The sequence below is a fragment of the Chloroflexota bacterium genome, assembly GCA_014360825.1.
Classification (GTDB): Bacteria; Chloroflexota; Anaerolineae; order UBA2200; family JACIWT01; genus JACIWT01.
This window is the reverse complement of the sequence record JACIWT010000003.1, coordinates 74,203-93,077: the sequence shown is the minus strand read 5'-3', so window position 1 is coordinate 93,077 and position 18,875 is coordinate 74,203. Positions and strand designations below refer to the sequence as shown.

Annotated in this window: 18 protein-coding genes; 2 read left to right on the top strand and 16 right to left on the bottom strand. The window is 56.2% G+C overall.

The window, feature by feature from the left end; translation table 11 throughout:
* Nucleotides 1-102 precede the first annotated feature (102 nt).
* The 14 genes from H5T64_02900 to H5T64_02835 all read right to left on the bottom strand — a co-directional run bounded on the left by H5T64_02900 (nt 103) and on the right by H5T64_02835 (nt 14,677).
* Nucleotides 103-1,320 carry a class I SAM-dependent RNA methyltransferase gene (locus H5T64_02900; protein ID MBC7263289.1) on the bottom strand — a complete coding sequence of 406 codons (1,218 nt, stop codon included), beginning with the start codon at nt 1,318-1,320 and terminating at the stop codon, nt 103-105.
* A gap of 98 nt (nt 1,321-1,418) precedes the next feature.
* Complete coding sequence (locus H5T64_02895; protein MBC7263288.1) at nt 1,419-2,672, bottom strand: Glu/Leu/Phe/Val dehydrogenase; 1,254 nt, start codon at nt 2,670-2,672, stop codon at nt 1,419-1,421.
* Nucleotides 2,673-2,940: 268 nt separating this feature from the next.
* Entirely contained in the window at nt 2,941-4,386 is a 1,446-nt protein-coding gene (gene gatB, locus H5T64_02890) for an Asp-tRNA(Asn)/Glu-tRNA(Gln) amidotransferase subunit GatB (GenBank protein ID MBC7263287.1), read from the bottom strand.
* Between the two features lie 8 nt (nt 4,387-4,394).
* Nucleotides 4,395-5,507, bottom strand: a complete 1,113-nt coding sequence (gene ald, locus H5T64_02885) for an alanine dehydrogenase (protein ID MBC7263286.1) — start codon at nt 5,505-5,507, stop codon at nt 4,395-4,397.
* Nucleotides 5,508-5,555: 48 nt separating this feature from the next.
* Complete coding sequence (locus H5T64_02880) at nt 5,556-5,759, bottom strand: hypothetical protein (protein MBC7263285.1); 204 nt, start codon at nt 5,757-5,759, stop codon at nt 5,556-5,558.
* The gene (locus tag H5T64_02875; GenBank protein MBC7263284.1) at nt 5,759-6,757 is read right to left on the bottom strand and encodes an NTP transferase domain-containing protein; all 999 of its coding nucleotides are present in this window, start codon (nt 6,755-6,757) and stop codon (nt 5,759-5,761) included. Before H5T64_02875 ends, H5T64_02880 begins: the two co-directional genes overlap by 1 nt.
* A 22-nt stretch (nt 6,758-6,779) precedes the next feature.
* Nucleotides 6,780-8,255 carry an Asp-tRNA(Asn)/Glu-tRNA(Gln) amidotransferase subunit GatA gene (gatA, locus tag H5T64_02870; protein ID MBC7263283.1) on the bottom strand — a complete coding sequence of 492 codons (1,476 nt, stop codon included), beginning with the start codon at nt 8,253-8,255 and terminating at the stop codon, nt 6,780-6,782.
* Nucleotides 8,255-9,388, bottom strand: a complete 1,134-nt coding sequence (locus H5T64_02865) for a glycosyltransferase family 4 protein (protein ID MBC7263282.1) — start codon at nt 9,386-9,388, stop codon at nt 8,255-8,257. The genes gatA and H5T64_02865 overlap by 1 nt, the downstream gene beginning before the upstream one ends.
* Before the next feature lie 52 nt (nt 9,389-9,440).
* Complete coding sequence (gene gatC, locus H5T64_02860) at nt 9,441-9,731, bottom strand: Asp-tRNA(Asn)/Glu-tRNA(Gln) amidotransferase subunit GatC (protein ID MBC7263281.1); 291 nt, start codon at nt 9,729-9,731, stop codon at nt 9,441-9,443.
* A gap of 5 nt (nt 9,732-9,736) precedes the next feature.
* A complete protein-coding gene (locus H5T64_02855) occupies nt 9,737-10,204 on the bottom strand; it encodes a hypothetical protein (protein MBC7263280.1) in 468 nt (155 codons plus the stop codon).
* 53 nt (nt 10,205-10,257) lie between these two features.
* Nucleotides 10,258-11,313 (bottom strand): hypothetical protein, encoded by a 1,056-nt coding sequence (locus H5T64_02850; GenBank protein ID MBC7263279.1) that lies wholly within the window; start codon nt 11,311-11,313, stop codon nt 10,258-10,260.
* Nucleotides 11,313-13,007 carry a glutamate mutase L gene (locus H5T64_02845; protein ID MBC7263278.1) on the bottom strand — a complete coding sequence of 565 codons (1,695 nt, stop codon included), beginning with the start codon at nt 13,005-13,007 and terminating at the stop codon, nt 11,313-11,315. The genes H5T64_02850 and H5T64_02845 overlap by 1 nt, the downstream gene beginning before the upstream one ends.
* On the bottom strand, nt 12,991-13,731 hold the full coding sequence (locus H5T64_02840) for a zinc ribbon domain-containing protein (GenBank protein ID MBC7263277.1): 741 nt from the start codon (nt 13,729-13,731) through the stop codon (nt 12,991-12,993). The genes H5T64_02845 and H5T64_02840 overlap by 17 nt, the downstream gene beginning before the upstream one ends.
* 91 nt (nt 13,732-13,822) lie before the next feature.
* Nucleotides 13,823-14,677: a HEAT repeat domain-containing protein gene (locus H5T64_02835; GenBank protein ID MBC7263276.1), complete on the bottom strand. Its 855-nt coding sequence runs from the start codon at nt 14,675-14,677 to the stop codon at nt 13,823-13,825.
* 230 nt (nt 14,678-14,907) lie between these two features.
* Between H5T64_02835 and lipA the strand changes: the two genes are divergently transcribed.
* Nucleotides 14,908-15,780 (top strand): lipoyl synthase, encoded by an 873-nt coding sequence (gene lipA, locus H5T64_02830; protein MBC7263275.1) that lies wholly within the window; start codon nt 14,908-14,910, stop codon nt 15,778-15,780.
* A 42-nt stretch (nt 15,781-15,822) separates the two neighbouring features.
* On the opposite strand, the gene H5T64_02825 is transcribed toward lipA, so the two are convergent.
* A complete protein-coding gene (locus tag H5T64_02825; protein ID MBC7263274.1) occupies nt 15,823-17,154 on the bottom strand; it encodes an AAA family ATPase in 1,332 nt (443 codons plus the stop codon).
* Between the two features lie 80 nt (nt 17,155-17,234).
* Nucleotides 17,235-17,636, bottom strand: coding sequence for a hypothetical protein (locus H5T64_02820; GenBank protein MBC7263273.1), 402 nt, complete (start codon nt 17,634-17,636; stop codon nt 17,235-17,237).
* Between the two features lie 34 nt (nt 17,637-17,670).
* Between H5T64_02820 and H5T64_02815 the strand changes: the two genes are divergently transcribed.
* Nucleotides 17,671-18,873, top strand: coding sequence for an ABC transporter substrate-binding protein (locus tag H5T64_02815; GenBank protein MBC7263272.1), 1,203 nt, complete (start codon nt 17,671-17,673; stop codon nt 18,871-18,873).
* Nucleotides 18,874-18,875 lie beyond the last annotated feature (2 nt).

Genomic DNA, 18,875 nt, shown 5'->3' with positions numbered 1-18,875 from the left:
CTTTTCTGCTCATAGTTTCGTTAAAAGTATACCACAATTTAGGTCAAGCGCCAAATGTGCGCGGCGCACCCTCCACATGGGCAAACCCGGCACAAAACGATCTCACCTCGGCGGTGAGGCTCTCATAAGTAGAGCCACGCACTCGATGTGATACGTTTGTGGGAACATATCTAACGGTTGCACTTGCACCAGCTGATAGTCTCGTTCGGAGAGCCGCCGGACATCGCGAGCCAGTGTCGCGGGGTCGCACGAGACATAAGCAATGCGTGTTGGACCAATTGCCGCAAGGGTCTCGATCACTTGCAGCGCAACACCTGCTCGTGGCGGGTCCAGCACGGCCAAATCCACTTGTTCTTCCAATTCGGGTAACACATCTTCCACTGCACCCTCGATCAGCGTTACATTCTCCAGTTCGCCAGCGTTCGCTTCAGCGTCGGCAATGGCTGCCGGATGTGACTCGATGCCGATGACCTCGCCCACCCGCTCGGCCAGGCTCAAACCGAAGGTACCCACACCACAGTAGGCATCAAGCAAGACCTCGCCTCCTATTGGTTCTAAGTAACTGCTGACAATTTCCACCAGCGCCTCGGCCCCGATAGTGTTCACTTGGAAGAAACTATTGGCCGAAACCCGGAATCGCCGCCCCAGAACCGCCTCGTGGAAGTAGGTGTTGCCCACCAGTGCTGCTACTTGTCCATCGGCAGTGAGCATGGTCACTGAGATGGGGAAATCCAACTCCAGTTCTGGCGGTTCGTCGCCCTCCATCTCCAACACGAGCATCAATTCACCCGTGTTAATGCCTGCTCGCAATGAGAGACGGCGCACGCCCGCCGTCTCGATATCCAGTGAGGAGTAGAGATCGTTCAGATCTTCGTCCAGTATCAGGCAGCGGGCGATAGGCACTGTCTGGTGACTGAAAGCAGCCAGAAAGCCCAGGAAGCCATCTTGGCTCACTGTGAACTGGGCATGATTGCGGTAGCCCCACGGCGGGATAGTGCCCAGAGGTGATTCGACGGGTGGGTCCTCCAGACCACCCAGGCGGCGGAGTTGGTTGCGTACGATGGCCGCCTTGTATTCCAATTGTGCAGAGTATTTTATGTGCTGCCAATGGCAGCCCCCACAGTGTCCAAAATAAGGACAGGGTGGCTCCACGCGATGGGGGGAGGGTTGCAACACCTCGAGTAGGCGCGCGCGGGCGAAATGTCGTCGCCGCTCGAGAATCTCAGCGCGCACCAATTCACCAGGGATGGCGTAAGGAACGAAAACTACCTGTCCCTCAAATCGTCCTAACGCTTCCCCCCCATGGGCCATGTCCGTCATTCGCAGGATGACTGTTTCCCCCACTTTCGCCCCCTCGAATAGAAAAGGGGAGCCCGGCCTGATGTGGCGACTCCCCCTTTTGGGTTGGCTTCGCGTCGTTACACCCAGCCGCGCAATTTCACCGCCTCAGCGACCCGGGCCACGGCCACCATGTAGGCAGCCATGCGGTTGTTCACTTTGTGCTTCTGCGCCATCTCATGCACAGCGTGGAAAGCTGCAGTCATCTTGGCGTCGAGTTTCTCGTACACCTCTTCGACCGACCAATAGTAGTTGTAAGCGTTCTGCACGCCCTCGAAATACGAAACGGTCACCCCTCCAGCATTGCACAGGAAATCAGGAATCACATAGACACCCTTCCGATAGAGGATGTCGTCGGCCTCTGGCGTAGTGGGGCCATTGGCCAGTTCTGCTTGGATCTTGGCTTTGATGCGCGGAGCGTTCTCGGCCGTGATCTGGTTCTCGAGTGCCGCTGGAATGAGGATATCTACATCCAGTTCGAGCAGTTCGGCGTTGGTAATCTCTTTGCTGCCAGGGAACCCCCTGCACTTGCCCGTTGTCTCTTTGTGGGCGATGGTCGCGTGGGGGTCTAAACCATCGGGATTGTAGATACCACTTGTGCTATCGCTGACCGCCACGACTTTCAAGCCGAGGATTTCCTGGCCCAGCACATGGGCGTGCTGTCCAGCGTTGCCATACCCTTGGATGGCTGCCGTTGCGCCCTTCAGATCAAGGCCCAATACTTTGGCTGCCTCGCGGATGCAGTAGATACCGCCCCGGGCAGTGGCGTCACTACGTCCGGCGGAACCACCTAGCGGTAGTGGTTTGCCCGTGATCACGCCGGGTTCGTTGTAGCCGCGAAGGAAACTGAATTCGTCCATCATCCAGGCCATGATTTGCGGGTTGGTGTACACATCTGGTGCAGGAATGTCTTTCTCTGGGCCGAGGATACGCCCCACCTGGCGAATGTAGGCCCGGCTGAGTCGCTCTAACTCGCCCTGGGACATTGTCCGCGGGTCGCAGATAATGCCACCTTTGCCACCACCCAACGGGATGTCCATCACTGCGCACTTCCAGGTCATCCACGCTGCCAAAGCGCGGACCGTATCAATCGTTTCCTCCGGATGATAGCGAATGCCGCCTTTCGTTGGGCCACGAGCGTCGTTATACTGGACGCGGAAGCCTTTGAAAACCTTGACTGTCCCGTCGTCCATGCGCACGGGCAGGGTAACGTGCAATTCGCGCATAGGTTCGCGCAAGAAGGCACGCAGGCCAGGCTCGAGATTGAGTTTCTCGGCTGCCAAGTCGAATTGCTTTTGGGCGATCAGCCAGGGATTTTCATTTTCTTTGCCCATAGATACTTTCTCCTTTGATTGGTTTTCTGGATTGGAGCGACATCGCTCCAGTTGTGAATTATACCACGATTTGTGGGCGGCCAAAATTTGAGAGAGGGGGAAGAAATCCCCAGAGATCAATGCGCGTAACCTGGTTGAATCCCTTGTCGGTTGACACCTTTTAGCCCTCCTCCAACAAGTCCGATGGCGCGCGGGGCTTGGGGACAAGGGGCTTGAGGACAAGGGGCTTAAGCCCCTTGTTTTCCATTTTCCATGCCTAACCTCTCGCCTACTCTCCACGCAGCCTTTTGCGCAGCAACTCCTCTGCCAGGGCGGGGTTCGCCTTGCCCGCGGTCTTTTTCATTACCTGACCGATGAGGAAGCGCAATACCGGCTCTTTTCCCGCTCGATATTCAGCGACTGGCTTCGGGTTTGTGGCGATCACTTCGTTCACGATGGCCTCGAGCACGCTCACGTCGCTGATCTGAGCCAGTCCCCGCGCGGCGATGATATCTTCAGCCACCACGCCGCTGTGGAACATCTCGGCCAGCACCTCTTTGCCCGTGCTGCCGCTGATGGTGCCACCCTCGACCAGGGCAATGAGCGATGCCAAACTGCTGGCGCTGACCCTGGTGGCACTGATCTCGAGGCCGGTCTCGTTCAGCAGACGGAACAGTTCGCCCGTCATCCAGTTGGCCACGCTCTTGGCGCTCACGCCCAGTGATTTGCCGGCGGCGACAGCGGCCTCAAAGTAATCAGCGATGTCGCGTTCGGCGGTCAGCAAATTCGCATCATAGGCCGATAGTCCGTATTGCGCCATAAAGCGTTCGCGCTTGGCGTCCGGTAGTTCGGGCAATTTGGCACGGACAGACTCCACCCACTCTCGGCTCAATTCCAAAGGAGGCAAATCTGGCTCCGGAAAATAGCGGTAGTCATGGGCGTACTCTTTGCTACGCTGCACGAAAGTAACGCCTCGTACGTCGTCCCACCCCATCGTCTCCTGGACGATAACCTCACCCCGGCTGAGGGCTCTGGACTGGCGCCCTATCTCGAACTCCAACGAGCGCAGGACAGCGCGAAAACTATTGAGGTTCTTGATCTCCACCTTAGTACCGAGCGACGTAGAGCCAATGGGGCGTAGAGAGACATTGGCCTCGAAGCGCATAGCGCCCTCTTCCATGTTGCCCGAGTTCACGCGCAGGTAGCGCAGGAGGCTGCGCAATTTGGCCAGATAGGCTTGCACCTCCTCTAGGGAATGCAAGTCGGGCTTGGTCACGACCTCAATCAGGGGCACGCCGGAGCGGTTGAAGTCAATCAGGCTGTGACCCTCCACGTGGATGAGTTTGCCCGTGTCCTCTTCTAAGTGCACGCGTTCGATGCCGACACGCGAGATGCGGCCACTGGGCAATTCGAGATCAATCCAGCCGTCGCGGGAGATGGGCAGATCGTACTGAGATATCTGATAGCCCTTCACCAGGTCTGGGTAATGGTAGTTCTTGCGGTCGAATTTGGAGAACGGGGAGATCTCACAGTGGAGAGCCAGGGCGACAAGAACAGTGTACTCGACGGCACGCTCGTTGATCACCGGCAAGACGCCTGGCATCCCCAGGCAGACCGGACAGACCAGGGTGTTGGGTTCAGCCCCGGCGTAGTTGGCCGGACAGCGGCAGAACATTTTGGATTGCGTTTGTAATTGGGCGTGGGTTTCGATGCCGACGACAGGTTCGTAGTCCATCCAATACCTCAGAGTAGGCTTTCCAGCTCCTTGTACTCGAGCCCGAACGTATCCGCCACAGCCTTGTAAGTGCAATGTCCTCTATATACGTTGACACCCTTATATAGCGCCGGATCACTCCTGACCGCTGCTTCAAACCCCTTATTCGCCAATTCCAGCGCGTAGGGTAATGTTACATTAGACAGGGCATACGTCGAGGTGCGGGGGACAGCCCCAGGGATATTAGGAACGCCGTAGTGTAGCACACCGTGGACGAGAAAGATGGGTGCACTGTGTGACGTAGGGCGAGTCGTTTCCACACACCCGCCCTGATCTACCGCCACGTCCACTATGACGCTGCCAGGCTTCATTGTGCGCACCATAGCCTCGGTTACGATTTTGGGGGCTCTGGCCCCCTTGACGAGCACTGCCCCAATGAGGAGATCAGCATAACGGACCGCCTCGGCCACGTTCACTGGATTCGAACTGAGTGTGGTTAGATTGCCATGCAGCACCTCAGCCAAATAGCGTAAGCGCTCTATGTTCACATCAATGATAGTGACGTGGGCACCCATGCCCAGTGCCACCTGGGCGGCATTCGTACCCACCGTACCACCGCCAATGATAACCACGTCGGCGGGGCGGACGCCGGGGACTCCGCCTAACAACTTGCCTCGTCCGCCGTTCATCGCCTCCAAATAGTGAGCACCGATCTGCACAGCCATCTTACCTGCCACCTCGCTCATGGGGGTGAGCAGGGGGAGTGTGCCATCTGACAGTTCCACAGTTTCGTAGGCAATACCGATAATTCTCTTTTCTAAAAGCGTGCGTGTCAGACGTTCATCCGCTGCTAAGTGCAGGAAGGTGAAGAGCACAAGCCCCTCGCGCAAATAATCGTACTCTTCAGGCAAGGGTTCTTTCACTTTGAGTATCAGTTCGGAACCCTTCCATACCGTCGCCGCGTCAACTACTATTTCCGCACGCCCTGCCGCATACTCCTCATCTGAGAACCCACTTCCCTCACCAGCGCCAGCCTGTACCAAAACTCTGTGGCCTGCTTCTTCGAGCATACGAGCGCCGCCGGGTGTCAATGAGACCCGGAACTCTTTATCCTTTATTTCCTTTGGCACACCGATGATCATGGATGCTCCTCCTGATTAATGAATGAGACGTCAAATTCTCCGAGGAACTCAACCCTCTATGCGCCAGAGATCCTGCACCTCGTCGTACACCAACGTGCACAGCAAGCCGCCCTCTGTTTCCACCATGAAGTAAAGCCCACAAGGCTCCCGCCAAACTCGCCATATCCGCTTAATGACGTGCCGCACGCCTTGCCAGATAAAGGCTCGTGGCTCTTGGGCATAGGTGTAGCCTGAGTAGCACTCCACATCCATTATTTACTATCACCGCCCCCGGCAAAAGATACCTGTGATGAATCCCCTACATTCAGGCGCTCGAACGAGCCGCGAACGTCGGCATCCTTGCCGATAAGCGAATCTGTGAGCACGGCGTTCTCGATGTGCGCGTTCTCATTGATGATGGAGTTGCGAATGATGGAGCGCACGATCACTGCGCCAGCGGCAACGCTCACGTAAGGCCCAATAATGGACTCGCGGATAACCGCCGTCTTATCCACATAGACCGGTGGGATCAGGATGCCGTGGTCAGTGGGCACCTCCTGGGCTCCGCCGTGCTCCAGCAAATAACGATTGGTATGCAGCACAGTTTCAGGCTTCCCGCAGTCCTCCCACACCTCCACGGTGCGGGCCACCAGGCGTTGGCCTCGGTCAATCATCAATTGGAGCGCGTCGGCCAAGAAGTATTCTCCCTGCGTCTTGATGTCACGGCGGATGAGTTCGTCAATGCACTCCATCAAAAGCGCCGAATCTTTCAGGTAGTATAGTCCGATGACGGCCAGGTTGGATACCGGCTTCGTGGGTTTCTCTACCAGCCTCTGGATATAGCCATCCTGGCCGACAATGACCACACCGAAGCGCCCCGGGTCGTCCACTTCGCTGACATAGACGATGCCGTCCGAGGGCTCATCTCTGAGGGCGCTCAGATCGGTCTCGAAGATAGTGTCTACGAAAATGATGAGCACTGGCCCTTCGATATGCTCCCGGGCCAGCCAGATAGCGTGGGCTTGGCCCTTCAATTCCTCCTGAACGACGTAGCGGGAGGGGAACTGGTAGTTGGCTTCCACGTATTCCTCAATCTGATTACCCAGGTAACCCACAATATAAATGATCTCGCTGATATCTACGCCCTTGAGTTTGTCCAAGATGTGTCCCAGGACAGGTTTACCTGCCACGCTGACCAGAGGCTTAGGTTTAGTGAAGGTGTGAGGACGCAGGCGCGTCCCAAAACCTGCCAGTGGAATAACGACTTTCATTGTCGCATCAACCTCCGTATGGTCAAGCTCCAACACCTGCAGCGAGCGGCGGCTGGGCCTTATGCCATTCAGTTGCTTGCTCGTAGGCATAGGCCACACGCAGTATTGTTTCCTCGCCGAAGGCTGGGCCCATAATCTGCAGGCCCACAGGCAATCCCTCAACGAAGCCGCAGGGGATTGATATGGCCGTGATGCCCGCTAATGATTGTGAGAGTGTAAAGATGTCAGATAGATACATTTGTAAAGGGTCGGTTGCCTTTTCGCCGATTTTGAAAGCCGTGGTCGGAGAAGTGGGTCCAACTAACACGTCGAATTTTCCGAAAGCCTGATCGAAATCCTGTTTGATCAATGTGCGCACCTTCTGCGCTTTGAGGTAGTAGGCATCGTAGTATCCAGCAGAAAGCGCGTAGGTTCCCAGCATAATGCGCCGCTTGACCTCTGGGCCAAAGCCCCGGCCTCGCGTGCGACGGAACCCCTCCCACATGTCAGGTGCGTCGGGGTCAGAATAGCCGTAACGAACGCCATCATAGCGAGCCAGGTTGGCTGAGGCCTCAGCAGGGGCGATGAGATAGTAGGTCGGCAAAGCGTACTCCGTGTGAGGCAAGGAGACCTCGCCGATTTCGGCCCCCAGATCGGCCAGCATATCGATGGCTGCGCGGATAGCCGCCTCGACGCCCGGTTGAAGCCCCTCGACGAAATACTCGCGGGGCACGCCGATGCGCATGCCTTCTAACCCAGTACGTAGTGCCGCCCGGTAATTGGGAACTGGAACATTCACTGATGTGGAGTCGCGGGGATCATATCCGGCGATGGCATTCAACAGGATAGCACTATCGGTAACGTCCTTCGCGATGGGGCCTACTTGATCCAAAGAAGAAGCAAAGGCCACGAGCCCGTAGCGCGAAACTCGCCCATAAGTGGGTTTCAGGCCCACTACTCCGCACAGCGCTGCGGGCTGGCGCACGCTGCCACCCGTATCCGTGCCCAGCGCGGCCAGACACTCGCCGACGCAGACCGCCGCCGCACTGCCACCACTGGATCCCCCGGGCACGCGGGTAGTATCCCAAGGGTTACGGGTAGTGAAGTAGGCCGAGTTCTCCGTAGAAGAACCCATCGCGAACTCGTCGGTATTGGTCTTGCCCAGTATCACCGCCCCCTGGACCTTGAGTTTGGCAACGACTGTGGCGTCATAGGGCGGTATGAAATTCTCCAAGATTCGCGAGCCACAGGTGGTCGGGATACCCTGGGTACAGAGAACGTCTTTGATCGCCAAAGGTATGCCTAGCAGATCACCGCCTTCCCCGGCGGCTCGGCGCTCATCTGCTTCACGAGCCTGCTCCAACGCTACCTCAGGAGTAATGGTCAGGAAAGCGCGAATCGTGTTATCCAGTGCCACGATGCGGTCGATCATGGCCTCAGTCAGTTCGACTGAGGAAATCTCCCTCGCCTGGAGCAGTGCACTTGCCTCGTGGACCGAAAGTTCATGCCACCCTGAAATCAATTCTCTCCCTTTCTGTACTCAACGACCAGGTCTTGATATAAGTTGACCACCCGGTCAATGTTCTTATTGAGATCATAGTATTCGGTCGCCCGTTGCCGGGCTCGCTGACCCAATAGGAGTCGGAACTCGGGGAAATCCAACAAGATTTGTAACGCCAATGGGAGTTGAACATCGAGATGTCGGGGCTCGATGAGGATGCCGGCTCCACGCAGCGCCTCGCTATCTCCACCTACGTCGGTGGCAACCGTAGCCAGGCCCGTGGACATGGCCTCCAGCATGGAGAGAGACAAACCCTCGACCTCCGATGGGAGAACGAAAATATCGGCGGCGCGAAGTATGCGCACTCGCTCGGTCTCTTCGGCGATCAGGCCGGTGAAGATAATGTTGGAGTTGTCGGCGTAGCGAGAGCGTAACAAAGGGGCCATCACCCCATCGCCGACCACGACGAGTTTACAGCCCGGCGGAGGATTCATTCTCTCAAAGGCCTCCAAAAGCGCCCCGACGTTTTTCTCCGGGTCCAGACGCCCACAGAAAGCGATCAGACAATCAGCCCCTACCTGCGTCTTATAATCCGATGGGCCAGGAGACCAGCGACTGGTATCCACACCGTTTGGAATAACGTGGATGCGCTCAATGGGCACGCCGAAACCCGCGAGCAACTGTCGTTGTTCCTCGGAGAAAATGATTATCGCATCGTAACGAGAGAGAGACAACGAGTACAAGCGGTACATAGCCGTGGCCAATATACCCCAGAACGAGGTGCGTCGATCGTACGGGAAATGGAGTGTGGCGACAACGGGTATCCCCAGGCTGTGACACAGTTCCGGCAGGCTGAAATCTAATTGAGAGAAGGCCAGAGACACGTGGGCCACGTCGGGTTTTTCCTGCCGAAGCCTGCGCTCAATAACGGACAGGGCATCGGGCGCAGAAACCACATCTCGATTGAGGATGTTGAACGACCCGATGCGTACATTGTCTTCGGCCTCCAACCCGTCACGCTCCTCGCGTCCATGGAAGAAAACGATCACCCGCAGACCACGCTGTCGGAGACCATTCGTCATCTCTTCGGAATAAGTAATCAGACCGTCGCCTCGTGTCCGCGATTTATGGCCGAACCAAGCGACTAACAAATGCCCCTTCCCCGCTTCACACTGATTGACAATCCGAGATGTCACGGTGTGGCTATTCCAACACCGGCTTTACTCTGAAATAGCCGTCTTGGGCGTCAGGTGCGTTCAAGAGAACATCTTCTCGATCCATACAGGGCTGTGGCACGTCAGGGGCCATCACATTGCGTAACGGCAGCACACTCGCCGTTGGTGGGATAGCCTCTGTGTCAAGACGCTGTAACAGGGCCGCATAGTCAAGGATGGCGGACAGTTGAGCACTGTAGACCGCGATCTCTTCCTCAGTCAAAGCCAATTTTGCCAATTCGGCAATGTGTGCTACTTGTTCCCGTGTCAGAGCCATGATCTACCTCAGAAGTTGCTCTTCAGCCGCAGCCGCCGCGCCAGGAAAAAGACGACTACAAGCGCGAAACCCCCGATAAATAATACTGCGTCGCCAAACCCCGTATTAGGGACTTCACCTGCCTGTGGTGTTGGCGTAAGCGTCGGTGGTAGGGGGGTGAAAGTGGGCACCCTCGTTGCCGTTGGCTCAAGGGTTGGCACGGATGTGGGTGTTACAGTAGGCAGGGGCGTAAATGTGGGTCGCAACGGCGTGAAAGTAGGCATCTGAGTGAAAGTAGGCATCGGTGTAGGAGTGGCTGCTAATAGGCGGATAGCAGAGATTCCCCCTCGTGAGCGGAGGAACAATGCTACGCCTAACGCTCCAAGCAAAATCAGGCCCACAACAACTGCCATCGCAATGATAATTACTCCCCAGTTGCGCCCTCGCGAAGGTGGGGTAGTTCCCTCCGGTGAGATATCAGGCAATACATTGGCCATATCCATTGCCCTCCTTCCGGCAAAATTGACACTGTGGAGTGGATACCGCGTTCTTACAAGAACTCGATGTTCTCCGTCGGCACCGTAATACGTTGGCCATCACCTAAGACTACATCAACTACCTGGTAGTATCCAAATCGGTCAAGTCGTGAGAGGCGAGTAGTAGATCCCTCCAGCCAACCAATCAAGCCAAGATAAGGTTCTCTCGTCAGCCGCACAGGTGCTCTTACTCGCGTGCTCGAAGATTCATTTCCTTCGCGCGGCACATCAGCGCGCTTGCCGGCACCATGACTGACCAGTAGCTCTGGCTCAGTGCCGTGAGTAGAGTCAACGGGCACAGCGATGAGTAACGCCTCGCGACCTTGGAGAGCGCACAGGAGGTTGAAAATCGGGGTTGCCATCGGCAGTGCTCCCCAACCTTCGGTGATCATAACCGGCAAAGGCGGTAGTTTTCCGGTACCCAACCAGGCAGCATCCAGACTGCCGGTTATAATGCCTTTCACACCCCCAGCCAGCGCAGCTTCCATGCCCTCCCTGGTAACCCCAGCGCCAACTAACAGAATGCATCCCCGGTGTCGCTCGTGGATCATGGCAGGCGACAATATATCGCCGCGACGGGTCGAGATTACACCCAAGGGACCGCGTGCCTCACCTCCGGTTCCCCATACGCCACGAACACGCGCGACATCGGCACGGATGATAGCCCCGTAGTTAGGGATAACGCGCATGACCTCGCCATATAGTCCGGCAGTGCAGATGTATTTCTCTCCATCGGGACGGATAATCGCCCATCCGGCTGCCTGTGCCACGAAACGCCCTTTCACGGGCGACCGGCAACGCCGAACGTACAAGCCACCAAAATCCGGCCGGCACGCTATAATCGCGCTTTGATCTACCGCCTCACCCGGGCGTATTTGCATCAAGCGAAGGACATCCTTTTCATCCACGCCAAGCGCATGGGCTACATCTATCAGCACTGCTGGTGCGGAGTTAACGGTCTCGGCAATCACATCCGCGGGTGATACGTTCTGCCCCGCCTGCACTTGCACTTCGCCGGGCACGGGCAGCACCCGCGCCCGTGTCACTCGCACCAGAGGCCACACTGTCATCACTTGTTCTCCCAGGAAAGACGGTCACCACATCCCATCTCTACCGCCGTCTGCCACTGTTGAATCAGGCTTTGAGTGCCTTTTGATGGCCAAGTCAGCGGACGGCCTCGCGCATCAATTAGAAGGCCCAATTCACCACCTACTAGACGGACCGTCCCACCCCATCCACGCTGCGCCCGGCCGATGTCAAACCTAGGCGAAGGCCGCAGGTCTACAGAGATCGGGGCACTGGTGTGTACTGGGATGGTGGCAATCGAACCAAAAGCCACGTTTTCTCTTTTGCGTTCTCCTTCCGCTGAGATCCACTCGACGGATAAGGCGCGCGCGCCCACTTTTCCACGTCCCAACGGGGCGATAACCGGCCCCACATCCAGAAACCCATCACATTCTAGAAAATCAACTGCAGCGGCAGGGTCTATTGCTGCCCAAATGCCCGCCGAACTCAACAAACCGTGGCGATCCAGGACCAGCCGTCCCACTCCTTCCGGTTCAAGGGCATCTAATGCTACAAGGGTTAGCAAGGCCGGATTCCCAATGGCATCTACTATCGGGCCACCAAACACAATCAGGTCGAAACTATGTCCCGCATCATTTGCATAATCCTGCGCAGCACGTCGTACAATCTCACGCGCCATTGCCGCCTCGACTGAAATGTCTTCACTCGTCACTGAAGCACTGGCGGGACGGGTGCGCATATTTGCCACACGGACCGCGATCTCGTCTTCGGACGCGGTGAAAGGCAGCCAGCGAGCCAAGTCCACAGGAGCAACGGGCACCAACTCTGAGCCGACATCTGGTCTGACGATCAGCCGCTCTGTATCCCGGATCACCGCGAGTGTGCAGGAGGCTCCATCCACATATGCCACTGCAACTCCACGCGGCAGGTTCCTTTGTGTCATCAGCGCCGTTGCCAACGTTCTCACGCTCTCGTAACTGGGCCTTACTGGCGCTGTAGACCATCCATTGACCGCTCTCATGCCGGGAAAATAATGCAGCAACGCTCGTTTATAGCGGTCATGTAGTTCCCGCTGCAGTGCTCTGACTTTGAGTGCATCCTCACCCAAGGCGACGTAGTCCGCCACACCCGTCAGCAGATCTGCCACTTGTTGCAATGCCTCAGGTGTGCCCACATAGAGAGTCGCTGGACGGCGGTTCGGTTCTATGCCAGCGAAGAGGGCAGCCAATAGGCGAGCACCCGCATAGATAAGATCGGGTCGTGTGCCAGTCAAGAGCACCAGGTCCGGCGGATGGTCCAAAAAACCTGCAGCGTCCTCTATTCTCCCAGTGGAAACTCGTTCGAGATAAATAACATCATGCAAGAGCACTGGTAGTTCCGCCAAAGCAGCACGCAGAAGATCGACGCTTTGGTCGGATTCACCACCTAATAATGTCAAGCGAAACGGGCAGTCCGCACTTACCGTGATAAAAACGGCGTCCACGCCTTCACCGCTAGCCCCCTCCGGGGAGATTGGCTCGCCCCCCTCATAGGTGAGGCGGCGGCCAGAGTACTTTTCTATAGTTCGGAATGCCGCTCGCAAGCCCACCCGCACATCGCTACCTGGCCCTCCCAGAACACTTCGCGCACGCGAACGAGCCACCAACCGATGCTCGTTGCCCACCTTATCGAGCAACCAAGCCCTTGTCCAGATATTCCCAATGTCAGCAAGTAGAATCGAATCAGCGTCCCGGGACACGGATAACCCCTTGAGCAACGAGTATCCCAAATAAGGCCAGCACCAGAAGAATGACGACCACTACTACGGCTATCAGCCCAGGCGCAAGACTTTCTGCCCGTGAACCCCGGCCCGCCGTAGGTCTTGGCTCTGTCTTTTCCGTCGTGGGCTTTGGCCACCATTGCACGGGGCTGAGACGTTGTGACCTCTGGGCACTGTCGTACTCTTCTGGCAACGGGAGCACACCCGCAATGCCTGCCAGAGGGCCTGAAATAGGAGCCCGGTCCAAGTCAGAAGATGAGAGCGATAGAGTGGGAGAGGAAGGTTGGGCTTTAGCATGAACCTCCGACACCATTTCCGGAATATTAGGGACGGAGACGTCCACACTCGCCTCCTCGACCGGAGCCTCTGGAGCAGGGATTTCGGTCTCATCCTCTTCTTGGTATAGCCATTCAGGCAGGGCTTTTAGTGAAACAGCCGGTACTGCTTCGCTCTCTTGGGACAAAGGGGGAGTCTCGGCCGAAAGCGCTTCCTCATAGCCCGGTTCACCGGCCTGATCTTGCAAACCACTGGTGGAAGGCACTAGTGGAGCACCGCATTGGCTGCAGTGCAAGGTGCCCAACGGATTGGAAGCATTGCAGTTAGGGCACAGGAGACCAATGCTCTGGTCCAGACGCCCCCCGCACTCATTGCAGAAGCGACTGCCATCCCTGTTCGCTGTACCACACGCAGGGCAGTAAATCATCTCCTGGTCCCTCCAACACCTTTATGGCTGTCGAAACGGATCTTGTTGCTATCTAACCTACGCCGCCTCGCGGCATCCAAGTGGTTGATTTCTATCCGAGCAACCGCTCAGTTAAGGCATTCAGAAAAACTCGCCGCCACCCCACGCGGCGTCGCTTCTGACGTTCGATCTCTGCCAAAGCCCATTCAGCTGCAGCGCCCACAGATTGACCGAAGACCTGAGTCTCATCAGCGCCGAGCATCTGGAGGCGATGCTGGGCGCGTTCGTCGCCCAACATGCCCAGCGCGCGAGCCGCATCGCGGCGTACCTGTGGATGTGAATCGTGGGTGAGTTGCAACAATGCGTCGAAAGCCCGTGTGTCGCCGATACGGCCGAGGGCTAACGCTATGGCGGATCGCACTAACGGGACATCGTGACGCAAAAGTTCCAGAAGCGCTGGCACTGCACTCACAGAACCCGCGTGTCCCAAAGCCATTGCAGCGCCGCGGCGTACCCACATCGAATCATCTTGCAAAGCACGAATGAGGGCAGGCACAGCGCGCTCATCGGCCAGTTTAGCCAAGGCTTCCGCCGCACTCCAGCGCACCAATTCGCTACGGCTTTTGAGGGCTGCACAGAGCGGGGCGATGGCGCTGGGGTCTCCAAGCATTCCCAACGCATCGGCTACACTGGCTCGCTGATAAACACTGCCTCTACTCGCCATCGCCACAAGCCGCTCTAATACATTGCGAGGCCGCGAGCACGATAGCGCGACACCAGCCGCCCAGCGCAAAACGGGGCTTGGGTCACCCAAGACACTGACCAGTGCCCCCACCCACTCGGCATCCAAGTTATGTCCAACTGCCTCTATTGCTTCCCAGCGTTCACGTTCCGAACCCTCGAGCACATGCTTAGTGGTTATTCTACCTGCGAATTGCGCTGATTTCTGTGCTCTCCAAAATGCCAAAAAGCCTCCTTCTCCGATAACGGGATTGCTACGAATAATTCACTTTCATGTTCGAATGGGCCATATCTTCAAAAAAGCGCGCAGTTTTATATAAAGTATACCACGCTTTAGATATAATGCAAAGCCAGACTCTCTGGGGCCGCTTGAAGAAGACGTCCTTGACTCATTGCATTTTCATCTCCGCTCTCATAAAGTATAATGCTCCTGCAAGAATTGGATGAGGGAGGAGTATGAGTACCGATTCTGCGGACACGAAACCGCGCTGGCTGGTCAAACGAGCACCTAGTCAAAAAGCGATGCAGATCGTGGTTTCACTTCTGGGGCAGATGCGACTGGCGACCATTTGTGAGGAGGCTAATTGCCCGAACATCGGCGATTGTTTCTCCGAGGGCACAGCCACTTTTCTCATTCTCGGCCGCACGTGCACGCGAAACTGCCGTTTCTGCAATGTGAAACATGGGCAGGGGGAACCCTTAGACACTACCGAACCCGCCCGTCTGGTGGCCGCAGCCCGGCACTTGCGCCTACGCCACGTTGTATTGACTTCGGTCACACGGGATGACTTACCCGACGGCGGAGCATCGGCTTTCGCGGCCTGCATCCAGGCACTACATGAGGAGCTAGGCGTTACAGTAGAGGCATTAGTGCCCGATTTCCGCGGAGATGAGACCGCATTAGCAACGGTCATGGCCGCCGCGCCAGAGGTGTTGGGTCACAACGTAGAGACCGTCCCCAGCCTATACTCCAAGGTGCGACCCCAGGCTGATTATCAGCGTTCCCTACGATTGCTCAAAGTGGCACGGACGTTGAAGCCGGGTGGATTGACCAAATCCGGACTTATGGTGGGGCTCGGCGAAAGCCGAGATGAAGTGATCGCCGTGATGCGCGATTTGCGCGCCGTTGGCTGCGACTTGTTGACAATTGGTCAATATCTGCGACCGTCAGCCACTCACTATCCGGTAGCAGAATACGTTCACCCCGACACCTTTGCCTTCTACCAGCAACAGGCTGAAGCGATGGGTTTCCTGGGTGTCCTCTCGGGACCATTTGTGCGTAGTTCGTTTCACGCCCAGGCTCTGTATCAGCGAGGTCAGGCACAGTAACAGGGATTGGAAAGGGAGAGTATCTGGGGCAGCGCGGTTAGGTTACTCGCCCCGCATTGCCTTCCGCCATCTTTCTAACCGTTCCCTGATCACCCGTTCGTATCCCTGTTCACCCGGCTCGTAGTAACGTCGCCCCTGGAGCCTATCGGGGAGATATTGCTGAGCCACGTGATGGCCAGGGTAACCGTGAGGATATTTGTAGCCTTTTCCGTGCCCCAACGCCTTGCCATCACGGCTGGCATCCTTGAGGTGGTCAGGAACCTCGATAGCGCCGAGCCTTTCCACATCCTCCAACGCTTTCCAATAGCCACCCACGGAATTGCTCTTCGGTGCGGTGGCCAGATAGATTGCCGCCTCAGCCAAAGCATACTGCGCTTCAGGTAACCCCACCCACTCCAAAGCCTGGGCCGCTGCTGTGGCTACCACCAACGCCTGTGGGTCAGCCAGACCAATATCCTCAGAGGCCAGAATGATCATGCGGCGAACAATGAAACGAGGGTCTTCGCCAGCATAGATCATCTTCGCCATCCAATAGAGCGCGGCATCCGGATCGCTTCCACGCAGACTCTTGATGAACGCAGAAATAGTGTCATAGTGAGCGTCGCCGTTTTTGTCATAGAGAATGGCTCGGCGCTGGACGGACTCCTGTGCGATGTTGAGATCAATGTGAATTGTGCCACTTTCATCGGGTGGAGTGGTTTCGACAGCAGATTCTAATGCGTTTAGTGCCACTCGGGCGTCGCCGCCAGCAACGTTGACCCAGTGTGATAAAGCGTCCTCATCAATATGCACCTTGAGCCTGCCGTAACCACGTTCTTTGTCCGTCAGAGCTCGTTTTATGATGGTGATCAAATCGTCTTCAGTCAGCGGGTCGAGTCGAAAAACCCGCGAGCGTGAGACAAGCGCAGAGATGACCTCAAAATATGGATTTTCCGTCGTCGCACCCACCAAAATGATGGTGCCATTTTCGACGTGGGGTAAGAGTGCATCCTGTTGGGCCTTGTTGAAACGGTGAATCTCATCCACAAGCACAATGGTGCGTTGGCCGTACAGAGAACGACGCTTTTTGGCCTCCTCCACTAGCCGGCGGATATCTGCCACGCCAGCCATCACTGCGCTGATAGTTTCAAAGTGGGATTTCGTGTGGTTGGCAATGACCATAGCCAAGGTGGTCTTTCCCGTGCCTGGTGGACCCCAGAGGATTAGCGAAGAAAGTTGATCAGTCTCTATAGCGCGTCTGAGGAGCCGCCCTGGCCCGAGTATCTTCTCTTGGCCGACAAATTCATCCAGCGTGCGAGGTCGCATCCGTGCCGCTAAAGGTGCTTCTCGCTGGATCTGCTCTTTTCGACTGTAAGTGAAGAGATCCTCTGCCATATTCTATCCTCAGCCTACAACGGCAGACAACTTCTCGGTCAAGCAGATTGATTATAATGCGTTTAGAACAAATGTGCAACTTAGGTCGGGGATGAAAGTTTGACCAATGGGCATCTTTCCAATACAATCGCCTTGAATCGGGTTACAGGGAGGAAACAGGTGCGCCTCAAAGCGCTTGTTTTCATAATAATGGTCACCTCTCTCATCTCTTTGGCACTCTTCGCGGGCTGCGCTTCGGATAAAACACTCATTCGTGCACCTTCCACTACATCAGAGGTTGCCCAAGCGCATCCTACCTCGGTGCCCACATATACCAACCGTGTGTTTCCTACTTCTGTACGCACATTGGTGACCCCGACTGCCACATCCAGTACGGTCGCGCCACCGTCCACACCCACTCCAGCGACCGTGTCATTGCCCACGCCTTCTCCATCGGTCGTGTCACCCACACCCACCACTGAACTCGACCCAATTAGCCTCATTGACCCCTCTGGACAGGAGGTCGTTTTCTGGCATGTGTATACCAAGGACCAGGAAAGACTACTCCAGGAATTGGTAGAGGAATTTAATAGGACCAACGAATGGCATATCACTGTCAGAGCAGAGTATGCTGGCTATTTCAGCGACATCCGAAAGAAGATCTTGGACTCTTTGGCCGCTGGTGTGCCGCCCGATTTGGCTATCGCTTTTCCCAATCAAGTGGCCGAGTACCAGCAATACGGTATTGTCGAGCCGCTAGATGACTATGTTGGCAGTGTACGATATGGCCTTACTCCCGATGATCTAGCCGATATCTTTTCCACCATTCTAGAATCTGACCGATATCCCACTTACGAGAACCGCCTATTAAGTTTTCCGCCTAGTCGTAGCATGGAGGTTCTGTATTACAACATGGATTGGTTAGAGGCGCTGGGTTACGAGACTCCCCCGGAGACATGGGAGCAATTCAGAAGCCTGTGCATTGCCGCTTCTGGAGACACCGATGGGGATGGGATAAGGGACGCCTATGGGTATGCTCTGGATGTGAACCATTATGTATTAGAGAATTGGATCTGGTCATATGGAGGGAGCTTGACGAGCGATGACTACAAACAAGCAGCCTTTCATAACTCCGAAGGTGTTGCCGCTCTTACGTTCCTCACAGAACTGGTCTCCAGCGGCTATGCCTATCAAGTGAGTAAACGCTATGATGATCAGAGCGCTTTTGCTACACAGAAGGCGCTCTTCACCACCGGTACGTCGGCAGGAATCCCTTACTATACCCAGCAGATTACCGACCCCAAGACACGAAAACCTAGGTTCCGTTGGGCAGTAGCCCCGATACCTCATAATACAACTGAGCCCGTTGTAATCATCCATGGCCCCAGCATCGTCCTCTTCAAGAGCACGCCGCAACGGCAACTGGCATCTTGGCTGTTCATCCGCTGGTTTACCCAGCCCGAGAACAATGCCCGATGGGCCATGGCAACCAATTATTTCCCTCTCCGCAAGTCGGCTCTCGCCCTGGACGTGATGAAGGATTACATCAAGAACAACCCTGCTTACGCCACTGCCGCAGAGTTCTTGTCCTATGCCCGAGCGGAGCCTCGCATAGCCGCATGGTATCAGGTTCAAGAACTGCTCGCCGAGGCTATGCGCGAAGCGCTCAACGGGACGAAGTCTCCCAAACAGGCCCTGGATGATGCTGCTCGCGAAGCCAATGGTTTGTTATCCCAGTAAAC